At 60.7% G+C, this 13,706-nt stretch carries 5 protein-coding genes and 3 rRNA genes; 1 reads left to right on the top strand and 7 read right to left on the bottom strand.

All coding sequences use genetic code 11. The features are described 5' to 3' along the window. Positions 1–8 precede the first annotated feature (8 nt). A complete protein-coding gene (locus JOE41_RS14790; protein WP_209752782.1) occupies positions 9–1,037 on the top strand; it encodes a LacI family DNA-binding transcriptional regulator in 1,029 nt (342 codons plus the stop codon). A 21-nt stretch (positions 1,038–1,058) separates the two neighbouring features. Here JOE41_RS14790 and JOE41_RS14785 read toward each other — a convergent pair whose 3' ends face one another. The 7 genes from JOE41_RS14785 to treS all read right to left on the bottom strand — a co-directional run bounded on the left by JOE41_RS14785 (position 1,059) and on the right by treS (position 13,704). After that, positions 1,059–1,580 (bottom strand): GNAT family N-acetyltransferase, encoded by a 522-nt coding sequence (locus tag JOE41_RS14785; protein ID WP_011690607.1) that lies wholly within the window; start codon positions 1,578–1,580, stop codon positions 1,059–1,061. A gap of 10 nt (positions 1,581–1,590) precedes the next feature. Beyond that, positions 1,591–2,082, bottom strand: coding sequence for an SRPBCC domain-containing protein (locus JOE41_RS14780; RefSeq protein ID WP_209752781.1), 492 nt, complete (start codon positions 2,080–2,082; stop codon positions 1,591–1,593). Positions 2,083–2,224: 142 nt separating this feature from the next. Further along, positions 2,225–2,341 (bottom strand): 5S ribosomal RNA (gene rrf / locus JOE41_RS14775). Between the two features lie 220 nt (positions 2,342–2,561). Then, positions 2,562–5,698: ribosomal RNA gene (locus JOE41_RS14770) — 23S ribosomal RNA — on the bottom strand. Between the two features lie 517 nt (positions 5,699–6,215). Continuing rightward, positions 6,216–7,739: ribosomal RNA gene (locus JOE41_RS14765) — 16S ribosomal RNA — on the bottom strand. Together the 16S, 23S and 5S rRNA genes form the textbook arrangement of a ribosomal RNA operon. A 492-nt stretch (positions 7,740–8,231) precedes the next feature. Beyond that, positions 8,232–11,906, bottom strand: coding sequence for a 1,4-alpha-glucan branching enzyme (locus JOE41_RS14760; RefSeq protein WP_209752780.1), 3,675 nt, complete (start codon positions 11,904–11,906; stop codon positions 8,232–8,234). A gap of 1 nt (position 11,907) precedes the next feature. After that, positions 11,908–13,704: a maltose alpha-D-glucosyltransferase gene (gene treS, locus JOE41_RS14755; RefSeq protein WP_011690604.1), complete on the bottom strand. Its 1,797-nt coding sequence runs from the start codon at positions 13,702–13,704 to the stop codon at positions 11,908–11,910. Positions 13,705–13,706: the final 2 nt, after the last annotated feature.

Here is a 13,706-nt window from a genome sequence, read left to right as displayed (position 1 = left end):
AACTGAATATGCCCGGCATCAAGGACGTAGCTGAGCGTGCGGGCCTATCCATCGCCACCGTGTCTCGGGCGCTCAGCGGCAAAGGCAATGTGTCCGCCCGCAGCCGCGAACGCGCGCAGGCGGCAGCAGCCGAGCTCGGTTTCGTCCTGTCGTACCACGCCTCCAGCCTGGCCTCAGGCCGGAACCACAACGTAGGTGTGGTTGTCCCGTCCGTCCACCGCTGGTTCTTCTCCTCGGTGGTGGAAGGGGTTTCGGCCACCTTGCTCGACGCCGGATACGATCTGACCCTGTACAACGTCAGCGAAGGGCCCGACCGCCGGCACAGCGTTTTGAACGATTTCCTGCTGCGGAAACGCGTGGATGCGGTTATCGCGGTGTCACTCGAACTCAGTGAAGCCGAAATACAGCAGCTGCTCGCCATCCACCGCCCGATCGTGGGCATCGGCGGCCCCTTGCCCGGCGCCTCAACGATCAGGATCAACGATCCGGGAATCGCCGAAGCAGCAACCAGCCACCTCATCAGACTGGGACACACCCGGATCGCCCACATGACCGGCGACGCCGCCTACCAGCAGGATTTCCGGCTCCCCGGAACGCGCCAAGGCGGCTTCGAGAAAGCCATGGCGGCCGCTGGGATTGCCGTCCGTCCGGAATGGCAGGTCTCCGCCGACTTCACCATCCAAGGCGCCTACGCGAGTGCCAGGCAACTGCTCGGCGGCGTTGCCGAACGCCCCACGGCGGTGTTCGCGGCGTCGGACGAGATGGCCATCGGAACGATCCTGGCTGCACGGGACTTCGGCCTGCGGATCCCCTATGACCTGTCCGTCATCGGAATCGACGGCCATGAACTTGGTGAAGTATTCGGTCTCACCACCTTCGACCAGGATGCCCGTGGACAGGGCGCACTGGCGGTCCGGCTCCTACTGGCAGGCCTTGAGGACGCAGCCGACGGCAGCGCAACCGATACGGAGTTCCCCACGAACTTCGTGGTCAGGTCCAGCACCTCCGTACCGCCGTCAGACACTATGCAGCGCTGACTTCTCCGGGAGCGGGTCTGGCTAGGCGGCCGGCGCGCGCGAGTGCAGCTCCCGCTCCATGATGATCTCCTTCTTGCCTGCATCGAGCGCGTAGGCTTCCCGCCGCCCGGTGTCACGGAAGCCGTGGCGCGCGTAGAAAGCCAAGGCGCGGGTATTGTCTTCGTGGACGCCAAGCTGAAGCAGGCCGCACTCCAGTTCACCTGCAGCGGCCTCGACCGACCGGCCGAGCAGCTCGTCCGCCAGGCCGCTTCCCCGGTACGGCCCGGCCACATAAACGCTAATGAGCATGGCCTGGCGCGGCCGGTCGGGCTCCTGGGGATGCTTCACGACCACACGCATCAGGGCACAGAATGCGTTGGGCCTTGAACTGTCCTCGGCAACGAACGTCACACTTCCGGGAGCGGTCATCGCAGCGGCACGGCTCCGCCATTGGCCCTCGGTCTGCGCCTGGGCGGACGTCAGGGATTCAACGTAGGCCGTTGGGGTATCGGAGAGCATTTCCAGCCTCACAGCCCGCAAGGACGCCCACTCCCCCTCAGCCATGCGCCGGACCCTAGCCAACTACACCGCCCATAAACCGGACAAAGCGGGCCAGCACGCCCGGCCAGCCGGCATCGTATTCAGCACGGGTCACGGCAGGGTTTTCGGCGCCCTCCCAGCCGTCATGGACGAGGCGCAGCTCTGTACCGCCTTCCACTGCCCTAAAAGCCACGCGGAGCTCGGTAGACCACAACGCAGTGGTCCCCGGGTGCCAGCTGGCGTGGAAAGACAGTGGCGGGTGCCAGTCGTCGATCGTTCCCCACACAGCGGTCCGGCCATCGTCCGCGGTTTCCAAAACCAGGTTCTCTTCGAACTCCACGTACGAACCCGTACCGAAGACGCTGTGGTCCTCGAGCGGCCACCAGAGGTGGGTGTGTTCCGTGAACCCAATGAAGGCCTTGGAGACCGGACCGGGCACCACCACAGTGTGCACCACGGCGTCGAGGCCATCAACGGGATCGGGTGCTTCGTCCGCAGGGAACGCGTGGCTGAAGAGGTTATCCATGCTGACCAACTTTACCCGCCGCGGACGCTCTGCCGGTTGTGGCGGGTTGTTGGCGGACGCTCTGCCGGTTCCCGGGGTTTTGGTGGTTAACGTGGGAGAGCCCCGACCAGTTGCCTGGTTGGGGCTCTCGACCTGAATGATGTTCCGGCGGTGACCTACTCTCCCACACCCTCCCGGGTGCAGTACCATCGGCGCTGTGGGTCTTAGCTTCCGGGTTCGGAATGGGACCGGGCGTTTCCCCCACGCTATGACCGCCGTAACCCTTTTACCCGGACCCCCTTGCGGGGGTTGGGAAAATTAGTGGTTACAACATGCTCCTGCCGCTCAGGGCAGGTGTGGTGTTGTTATGTTGTTGTGTTTGTTCCTCAAGCAACGGGTTTGTTGTTTGGGAACCACATAGTGGACGCAAGCAGTCTTGTTTTTCTTTGTACCCTTTCCATGGTGTGAACGTCTTTTGAATCCGTTCACGAAAAGGGTGTGTGGTGTAAGTTATCGGCCTATTAGTACCGGTCAGCTTCACGAGTCGTTAGTCCTCGCTTCCACATCCGGCCTATCAACCCAGTGGTCTGGCTGGGGGCCTCTCACACACAAGGTGTATGGAAATCTCATCTCGAAGCGAGCTTCCCGCTTAGATGCTTTCAGCGGTTATCCCATCCGAACGTAGCTAATCAGCGGTGCACTTGGCAGTACAACTGACACACCAGAGGTTCGTCCGTCCCGGTCCTCTCGTACTAAGGACAGCCCTTCTCAAATTTCCTGCGCGCGCAGCGGATAGGGACCGAACTGTCTCACGACGTTCTAAACCCAGCTCGCGTACCGCTTTAATGGGCGAACAGCCCAACCCTTGGGACCTACTCCAGCCCCAGGATGCGACGAGCCGACATCGAGGTGCCAAACCATGCCGTCGATATGGACTCTTGGGCAAGATCAGCCTGTTATCCCCGAGGTACCTTTTATCCGTTGAGCGACGGCCATTCCACAATGTACCGCCGGATCACTAGTCCCGACTTTCGTCCCTGCTCGAGATGTCTCTCTCACAGTCAAGCTCCCTTGTGCACTTACACTCGACACCTGATTGCCAACCAGGCTGAGGGAACCTTTGGGCGCCTCCGTTACTTTTTAGGAGGCAACCGCCCCAGTTAAACTACCCATCAGGCACTGTCCCTGACCCGGATTACGGGCCGAAGTTAGATGTCCAAAGTGACCAGAGTGGTATTTCAACGATGACTCCACCCGAACTGGCGTCCGGGCTTCAACGTCTCCCACCTATCCTACACAAGCCACTCCGAACACCAATACCAAACTATAGTAAAGGTCTCGGGGTCTTTCCGTCCTGCTGCGCGTAACGAGCATCTTTACTCGTACTGCAATTTCGCCGAGTTTATGGTTGAGACAGCGGGGAAGTCGTTACTCCATTCGTGCAGGTCGGAACTTACCCGACAAGGAATTTCGCTACCTTAGGATGGTTATAGTTACCACCGCCGTTTACTGGGGCTTAAATTCTCAGCTTCGCCTTGCGGCTAACCGGTCCTCTTAACCTTCCAGCACCGGGCAGGAGTCAGTCCGTATACATCGTCTTGCGACTTCGCACGGACCTGTGTTTTTAGTAAACAGTCGCTTCCCCCTGGTCTCTGCGGCCCCGATCCCCTCCGGACAGCAAGTGTCCATCAAGGTTGGGGCCCCCCTTCTCCCGAAGTTACGGGGGCATTTTGCCGAGTTCCTTAACCATAATTCTCTCGATCGCCTTAGTATTCTCTACCTGATCACCTGTGTCGGTTTGGGGTACGGGCGGCTAAAACCTCGCGTCGATGCTTTTCTAGGCAGCATAGGATCACCGAATCCCCCCCTAAAGGGGTCCCGTCAGGTCTCAGGCATCATGAACGGCGGATTTGCCTACCGTTCGCCCTACATCCTTGGACCGGGACAACCATCGCCCGGCTCGGCTACCTTCCTGCGTCACACCTGTTAATACGCTTACCTCCCAGGATCAGGTCCCGCGCTCCACCAAAACCCTCACACCACAAGGGTGATCGGGCAGGTCTCGGGCGGTTAGTATCCCCTGTTCAGCATGGGCGGTTTTTCGCCGGTACGGGAATATCAACCCGTTGTCCATCGACTACGCCTGTCGGCCTCGCCTTAGGTCCCGACTTACCCAGGGCAGATTAGCTTGACCCTGGAACCCTTGATCATTCGGCGGACGGGTTTCTCACCCGTCTTTCGCTACTCATGCCTGCATTCTCACTCGTGTAGGCTCCACCCCTGGTTTACACCGCGACTTCACTGCCCACACGACGCTCCCCTACCCATCCACACTCCTGAACCAACCCCACAAGGGAGCGGCTTGGATAAAATGTGAATGCCACAACTTCGGCGGTGTACTTGAGCCCCGCTACATTGTCGGCGCGGAATCACTTGACCAGTGAGCTATTACGCACTCTTTTAAGGATGGCTGCTTCTAAGCCAACCTCCTGGTTGTCTTCGCAACTCCACATCCTTTCCCACTTAGCACACGCTTAGGGGCCTTAGTTGGTGGTCTGGGCTGTTTCCCTCTCGACTATGAAGCTTATCCCCCACAGTCTCACTGCTGCGCTCTCACTTACCGGCATTCGGAGTTTGGCTGACGTCAGTAACCTTGTAGGGCCCATTAGCCATCCAGTAGCTCTACCTCCGGTAAGAAACACGCAACGCTGCACCTAAATGCATTTCGGGGAGAACCAGCTATCACGAAGTTTGATTGGCCTTTCACCCCTACCCACAGCTCATCCCCTCCATTTTCAACTGAAGTGGGTTCGGTCCTCCACGACGTCTTACCGTCGCTTCAACCTGGCCATGGGTAGATCACTTCGCTTCGGGTCTAGATCACGCCACTGCAACGCCCTATTCAGACTCGCTTTCGCTACGGCTTCCCCACACGGGTTAACCTCGCGACGTAACACTAACTCGCAGGCTCATTCTTCAAAAGGCACGCCGTCACCAGAATCAGACTGGCTCCGACGGATTGTAAGCACACGGTTTCAGGTACTGTTTCACTCCCCTCCCGGGGTACTTTTCACCTTTCCCTCACGGTACTGGTCCGCTATCGGTCATTAGGGAGTATTTAGGCTTATCAGGTGGTCCTGACAGATTCACACGGGATTTCTCGGGCCCCGTGCTACTTGGGATACTCTCCAGGCGGTACACAACATTACGGTTACGGGGCTCACACCCTCTCTGGCCGGCCTTTCAAGACCGTTCACCTATGCCTGCACATCACACCTCACCAGTCCGGCAGAACTGATACGGAAAGTCCCACAACCCCGACCATGCAACGCCCGCCGGCTATCACACATGGAACGGTTTAGCCTGATCCGCGTTCGCTCGCCACTACTAACGGAATCACTATTGTTTTCTCTTCCTGCGGGTACTGAGATGTTTCACTTCCCCGCGTTCCCTCCACGCACCCTATGTGTTCAGATGCGGGTCACCAGGCAACTCGCGTCCCTGGCGGGGTTTCCCCATTCGGACACCCTGGGATCACAGTCCGGTTATCGACTCCCCCAGGCTTATCGCAGATTCCTACGTCCTTCTTCGGCTCCTAATGCCAAGGCATCCACCGTGTGCTCTTAAAAACTTGACCACAAAAGATCAAAAACGCTAATTTTCGAGAGAACCACAGAAACCACCGCTCCATCCCGAAAGACAGAACAACAGATCCAGGTTCATATTCTTGGAAATTGCTTCTTATAAAAGATGCTCGCGTCCACTATGTAGTTCTCAAACAACAACCCCGTACCACACACCCCACACACACAAACATGCATGATCGGTGCAGCCAGGAAACCAGAAACAAACAAACCCACACCACAACCGCATCCCCCGCAAAGGAAACCCGGCCACGCCATGGCCCTGTTGCCTCAGGACCCAACAGTGTGCCAAACACTAAACCGGAACCCCTCCCCCCGAACCCTTCCAGGACACCCTCCACACGTGAAGAACATCCGTACTAAGTCAGGAAAAAGAACCACCGGCCGCTATTTGCTGATATTCCACCCGTGAGCACCCGCCGCAGAACTTACGTCTGCGCAACGGGCGTACTCCTGACAACACCACCACACCCGCATACACGGGGCAGGGTTGTTGTAGGTGCTCCTTAGAAAGGAGGTGATCCAGCCGCACCTTCCGGTACGGCTACCTTGTTACGACTTAGTCCCAATCGCCAGTCCCACCTTCGACAGCTCCCTCCCACAAGGGGTTAGGCCACCGGCTTCGGGTGTTACCAACTTTCGTGACTTGACGGGCGGTGTGTACAAGGCCCGGGAACGTATTCACCGCAGCGTTGCTGATCTGCGATTACTAGCGACTCCGACTTCATGGGGTCGAGTTGCAGACCCCAATCCGAACTGAGACCGGCTTTTTGGGATTAGCTCCACCTCACAGTATCGCAACCCTTTGTACCGGCCATTGTAGCATGCGTGAAGCCCAAGACATAAGGGGCATGATGATTTGACGTCGTCCCCACCTTCCTCCGAGTTGACCCCGGCAGTCTCCCATGAGTCCCCGCCATTACGCGCTGGCAACATGGAACGAGGGTTGCGCTCGTTGCGGGACTTAACCCAACATCTCACGACACGAGCTGACGACAACCATGCACCACCTGTGAACCGGCCCCAAAGGGGAAGGACTGTTTCCAGCCCGGTCCGGCCCATGTCAAGCCTTGGTAAGGTTCTTCGCGTTGCATCGAATTAATCCGCATGCTCCGCCGCTTGTGCGGGCCCCCGTCAATTCCTTTGAGTTTTAGCCTTGCGGCCGTACTCCCCAGGCGGGGCACTTAATGCGTTAGCTACGGCGCGGAAAACGTGGAATGTCCCCCACACCTAGTGCCCAACGTTTACGGCATGGACTACCAGGGTATCTAATCCTGTTCGCTCCCCATGCTTTCGCTCCTCAGCGTCAGTTAATGCCCAGAGACCTGCCTTCGCCATCGGTGTTCCTCCTGATATCTGCGCATTTCACCGCTACACCAGGAATTCCAGTCTCCCCTACATCACTCTAGTCTGCCCGTACCCACCGCAGATCCGGAGTTGAGCCCCGGACTTTCACGGCAGACGCGACAAACCGCCTACGAGCTCTTTACGCCCAATAATTCCGGATAACGCTTGCGCCCTACGTATTACCGCGGCTGCTGGCACGTAGTTAGCCGGCGCTTCTTCTGCAGGTACCGTCACTTTCGCTTCTTCCCTACTGAAAGAGGTTTACAACCCGAAGGCCGTCATCCCTCACGCGGCGTCGCTGCATCAGGCTTTCGCCCATTGTGCAATATTCCCCACTGCTGCCTCCCGTAGGAGTCTGGGCCGTGTCTCAGTCCCAGTGTGGCCGGTCACCCTCTCAGGCCGGCTACCCGTCGTCGCCTTGGTGAGCCATTACCTCACCAACAAGCTGATAGGCCGCGAGTCCATCCAAAACCACAAAAAGCTTTCCACCCCCCACCATGCGATGAGGAGTCATATCCGGTATTAGACCCAGTTTCCCAGGCTTATCCCAGAGTTAAGGGCAGGTTACTCACGTGTTACTCACCCGTTCGCCACTAATCCCCCAGCAAGCTGGGATCATCGTTCGACTTGCATGTGTTAAGCACGCCGCCAGCGTTCATCCTGAGCCAGGATCAAACTCTCCGTTGAAGTAAAACAAAAACAGACACAACCACCACCCCCGGGAAAACGGAAGAAAGCGGCTGCACAAAATTTGAAACCAGCTGTAAAAACCAGACCACACCACGGGGTGGCATAATCCAGTCAATTCAACCAATCCATAAAATAAATTGGTATCAACAAACTTGGCACACTATTGAGTTCTCAAACAACAGACACACCCGGCACCACCACAACCACACGGTCAAGGATCGCTCCGGAGCAACTTTTCTAAGTTACTCGCTTGCTTCACCCGAGTCAAATCGGCCATTCCGACTCACTTTGCCTGCGGCAATCTGTGTTGTCTTCACTGGCCAACTCCGGGGAGCAGCGCGGAAATAAACTCTACCACCACTTGGGCGAGGATACAAAGCCGCCCCGGACGGGGCCCACAAAAGCCCGGGATCCCAAGGATCCCGGGCTTTTGAAGTGTTTCCCACCCCGCCCTGCTTAGCGGCGGATGGTGCGGTCAGAGCTGGCCGGTCAGCCGGCCGTCTTGAAGAACGCGGCACCGAGCGGAGGCAGCGTAACGGTCAGCGTCGCCGGCTGTCCGTCCTGTCCCTCGGTGGTGGCAGTGAGTGCGCCTTGGTTCAGCACACCCGAACCGCCGTAGCTGGAGTGGTCCGTGTTGAGGACCTCCTGCCAAGCTCCGGCCGCAGGCACGCCCAGGGTGTAGCCCTGGTGCGGGCTGCCGGAAAAGTTGATCGCGCACACCAGCGGATTGCCATCGGTGTCCCACCGGATAAACGACAGGACGTTGCGGTCAGCGTCTCCACCGTTGATCCACTGGAAACCACCCGGTTCGTTGTCCCGTTCGTAAAGTGCCGGAGTCGATGAGTACAGCTCGTTCAGGTCCTTGGTGAGCAGCTGGATGCCGCGGTGCGCGGGGATGTCCGCCAGATACCAGTCGAGGCCGTGCTGTTCGGACCATTCCGCTTCCTGGCCGAATTCAGTGCCCATGAAGATCAGCTGCTTACCGGGATGGGCCCACTGGTACGCCAGGAACGCACGGAGGTTGGCCAGCTGCTGCCAGCGGTCGCCGGGCATTTTCCGGAGCATGGAGCCTTTGCCGTGCACAACTTCGTCGTGGCTGATGGGCAGCAGGAAGTTTTCCGTGAAAGCGTAAACCAGCGAGAAGGTCACCGTTCCGTGGTGCCACTTGCGGTTGATCGGATCTTCGGATGCGTACTTGAGCGAGTCGTGCATCCAGCCCATGTTCCATTTGAGCCCGAAGCCCAGGCCGCCGACGCTGGTCGGGGCGGTCACGCCGGGGAATGCCGTGGACTCCTCCGCAATCATCACAGCGCCCGGGTGGGTCTTGTAGACCGTTGCGTTCGCTTCCTGCAAGAAGGAGATGGCCTCAAGGTTCTCGCGGCCGCCGTACCTGTTGGGCTGCCACTGGCCTTCCTCGCGCGAGTAGTCGAGGTACAGCATCGATGCCACGGCATCCACCCGGAGGCCGTCGATGTGGAACTCGTCCAGCCAGTAAAGCGCGTTGGACACCAGGAAGTTGCGGACTTCCGTCCGGCCGAAGTCGAAAATCAGCGTGCCCCAGTCCGGGTGCTCGCCAAGGTTGGGGTCGGCGTGCTCGTATAGCGGCTCGCCGTCGAACTGGGCCAGGGCCCAGGCGTCCTTGGGGAAGTGGGCCGGCACCCAGTCGAGAAGGACGCCGATTCCTTCCTGGTGCAGGGCATCCACGAGGAACCTGAATTCGTCGGGGTGGCCGAACCTGGACGTGGGCGCGAAGTACGATGTCACCTGGTAGCCCCACGAGCCGCCGAAGGGGTGCTCCGCCACCGGCATGAACTCCACATGGGTGAATCCGAGCCACTTGACGTACTCCACCAGTTCCTTGGCCAGCTCCCGGTACCCCAGCCCAAGTCGCCAGGATCCGAGGTGGACCTCGTACACGCTCATGGGCGAATTGTGCGGGTCCCGCTCAGCGCGGGCCGCCATCCATTCCTCGTCTTTGAAGGCGTATGCGGACTCAACGACGCGCGACGCCGTAAGCGGCGGGACCTCGGTTCCGAACGCCAGGGGGTCGGCCTTTTCCACCCAATGGCCGGCTTTGGTCTTGATTTCAAACTTGTAGCACGCCCCTGCTAAAACGCCCGGGATGAAGAGTTCCCAGACGCCGGATGAGCCCAGGGAGCGCATCGAGTTTTCCCGGCCGTCCCAGGCGTTGAAGTCACCTTTGACCCTGACAGCCTGTGCATTCGGCGCCCACACCGCGAACGAGACACCGTCCACGTCGCCTAGCGAAGACTTGTAGTGCTGGACGTGCGCGCCCAGGACTTCCCACAGTTTCTCGTGGCGGCCCTCACCGATAAGGTGCAGGTCCACTTCGCCGACCGTGGGCAGGTAATGGTAAGGATCGTCCGTAGCCTGCGGAGGCACGCCCTCGTAGGTTACTTCCAGCCGGTAGTCGGGGACGTGGCCCGGCTGGAGGGGTTCGAGCACGGCAGCCCAGACACCGTCGGCCTCGTGCGTCATGGGTACCGAACCGGCGGCGGTCACCACGGACACGGCGGCTGCAAGGTGCTTCACGGTGCGGACGGTGACATGACCGTGGTCGTCAAGGTGCGCGCCCAGCACGGAGTGCGGGGCGTGGTATTCGCCTGACGCCACCTTTGCAAGCGTGTCCGGGTCCACCTGGAGGGGCGCACCGGGCCGGTCTGTACGTGCTGAGCCTGTCATTTTGTTACCTTCCGCTGCGGCTACGGCTGAAGCGCCGGAACCTGTACTGCTGAGGAGACGTCGTGAGGCATTCACCGGAATGTCCAGCCATCCGGGCCTGTTCCGCAACTCATAAACAACTTCATACAACGCCTTGTCCAGCCACAATGCCACAAACAGGGGCGAGCCGCGGTCAATGGTCCCGGGCGTAATTTCGCCGTACCCCGCCAGGAACGCCTCGGCGCAGGCGTCCACCCACGAACCGGGTACCTGCACGCCTTCCCGCTCGCGTTCGGCGGCACCGGCGGCGTAGTCGAAGGACCGCAACATGCCGACGACGTCGCGCAGCGGCACGTCCGGAAAGTTGCGTTCCGCGATGGGCCTCAGCGGCTCGCCTTCGAAGTCCAGGATGGCCCAGCGTTCCGGCTCCCCCGGATGCCCCGGCACCTGCAGGATCTGCCCCAGGTGGAGGTCGCCGTGGATCCGCTGCAGCGCCCCGGCGTTGCTGCCTTCCAGCTGGGTGAGCAGGCCGGCAAGTGCATCGTCGTAATGCCCGACGGCGGGACCGGCTTCCGCCCACGACTGGCGTACGCGCTGGGCTACTCCGGGAGCTATGTCCTTTCCCGGCGCGGATTCCGCGGCCAGGCCCAGCGCCTCGGCCAGGCGTCGGTGCACTGTTGCGGTTGCTACGCCCAGGGCATGGGCTTCGGACGTGAAGTCAGTGCCGGAACTTGCAGCATCAACGGCAAGCCGCCAGGCGTCCCGGCCGCCGGCCAGGAACTCATGGGCGACGGCAAGTTCGCCTTTGACGGTCCGCGGCGTGTCCCCGGCGGCGTCCAGCGGAGCTTGCCACTCCCCCGTGACCCAGCCGAGCGTGGCAGGCACTTCCGATGTCCTGGCCTGCGTGAGGGCAGCACCGATTTCCACTTCCGGGTTCCGTCCTTCGGACAGCACACGGAAGAATTTGACGATTGCCGCGGAGCCGCCGTCGTCCACTATCACCGAACTGTTTGACTGCTCACCGGAGAGGACCTTCACGGTCCCGGTGGCGGTGGGCAGCCGGTAGTCGGAGGGCACGAGGTGGCCAACGGCCTTTCCTTCCGGCGAGGTGCCGCCGCTTCGCATCAGTTCCAGCCACGCCGAGACAAACACGGGGTCGTGGACGGCATCGTAAATCCAGCGCCGTTCATGGCTGGCGTCACCGCCCTCGCCGACCAGCGCCGCCTCCTTGCCTTTCAGGGGCTCAACGCGATAGCTGAGCGGGACCTGCACAACATCGGTGCGGCTGCCGCCGTCGGCCGTGGAGTAGGTGACCGCCGCGAGGAACACTTCAAGGCCCACCTCGCCGCTGCCGTCGTCCAGGCGCACCCCGCCGACGGGTGACAACGTGAAGTCACCCGTCTTGACGGGGAACCAGCGCTGGCGCGGTAGCCAGCCGCGGAGCAGTTCGGCGAGCGAGGGATCGAGTGTGGATTGGGTCATTTCAGCCTTCGATGGACAGGACCGGCATGGCCTGGGTGAACGGCGAGGCCGGGTTGGAAGCAGCGGAACGGATCCGCAGCCAGAAGAAATCATGGCTGCCGAGCGTCAGCGTCAGACGCCCGTCGTCGCCGATGGCGGGGAACGGCTGGCCGCCGAAGACGTCCCGGAGGCCGCGGCCGGCGTACTGCGGAATCCGCAGCGTGGTGGCCACGGGATGCTGCGAGAGGTTGAACGCGCACAGGATCGATTCGGCGTCTTCACCCGCCGCATTGTCCGGGGCCAGTTCCCGCAGGTAAGCAAGCACGACGTCGTGATCTGCCTCGACGTGCTTGAACGTGCCAAGCCCGAAGACGGGGTGGTTCTTACGGACGCTGAGGATCTGCCGGGTCCAACGGAGCAGCGATCCGGAGTGCGCGGCCTCGGCCTCCACATTGGCCATGCCGTAGTTGTACACCAGCGACTGGATGACCGGCAGGTAGAGCTTGCCCGGATCCGCGTGCGAGAAGCCCGCGTTCCGGTCAGGGTTCCACTGCATGGGAGTGCGGACGGCGTCGCGGTCCTCAAGCCAGATGTTGTCGCCCATGCCGATTTCATCCCCGTAGTACAGGAACGGGCTCCCCGGCAGAGAAAGCAGCAGGGCATTGATGAGCTCAATCTCGGACCTGGAATTATCCAGCAGCGGCGCCAGCCTTCGGCGGATGCCGATGTTGGCGCGCATGCGGGGGTCCGGTGCGTACCAGCCGAGCATGGCCGCGCGTTCGTCGGCGGTGACCATTTCCAGGGTGAGTTCGTCGTGGTTCCGCAGGAAGGTACCCCACTGGGCGCCTTCGGGAATGTCCGGGGTGTCCTTCATCGTCTCGATGATGGGCGCCGCTTTCTGGTCCCTCAGCGCGTAGTAGAGGCGCGGCATGATGGGGAAGTGGAAGGCCATGTGGCACTCGGGTTCTTCCTCGGTGCCGAAGTACTCCACCACCTCGACCGGAGGCTGGTTGGCCTCGGCAATGATGACCCTGCCCGGGTAGTTCTCATCCACCATTTTCCGCAGCTTGCGCAGGAAATCGTGCGTGGCGGGGAGGTTCTCGCAGTTGGTGCCCTCTTCCTCGTACAGGTACGGGATGGCGTCCGCGCGAAAACCGTCGATCCCCTGGTCCAGCCAGAACCGGACGACGTCGAAAAGGGCGTCGATAACCTTCGGGTTCTCAAAGTTCAGGTCGGGCTGGTGGCTGAAGAACCGGTGCCAGAAGAACTGCCGCCGGATGGGGTCGAAGGTCCAGTTGGATTCCTCGGTGTCCACGAAGATGATGCGGGCATCCTGGTACTTCTCGTCGGTATCGCTCCAGACGTAGAAGTCGCCGAACGGTCCGTCCGGGTCCTTGCGGGACTCCTGGAACCACGGGTGCTGGTCCGAGGTGTGGTTCAGCGGCAGGTCGATGATCACGCGGACGCCGCGGGCATGGGCCTCGGCCACGAGCCGCTTGAAGTCGCTGATGGTGCCGAACTCGTCCAGGACGGAGTTGTAGTCCGAGATGTCGTAGCCGCCGTCACGGAGCGGCGACTGGAAGAACGGCGGCAGCCAGAGGCAGTCGACGCCCAGCCACTGCAGGTAGTCCAGTTTGTCGATGAGCCCGTGGAAGTCGCCGGATCCGTCGCCGTTTCCGTCCGCAAAGCCGCGAACCAGGACTTCGTAGAACACTGCTTTGCGGTACCAGACGGGATCGTGTTGCAGGCCGGGGGCGTTGAGCTCAAACGTGCCCTTGGGGGTGAAATGCTGGCTCGGGTTTTGCGGACTAAAACTCACGT

Origin of the sequence: Arthrobacter sp. PvP103 (assembly GCF_017833075.1) — a bacterium.
Lineage (GTDB): Bacteria > Actinomycetota > Actinomycetes > Actinomycetales > Micrococcaceae > Arthrobacter.
Note: the sequence above shows the minus strand (reverse complement) of the source record. Positions and strands in the feature narration are given on the sequence as shown.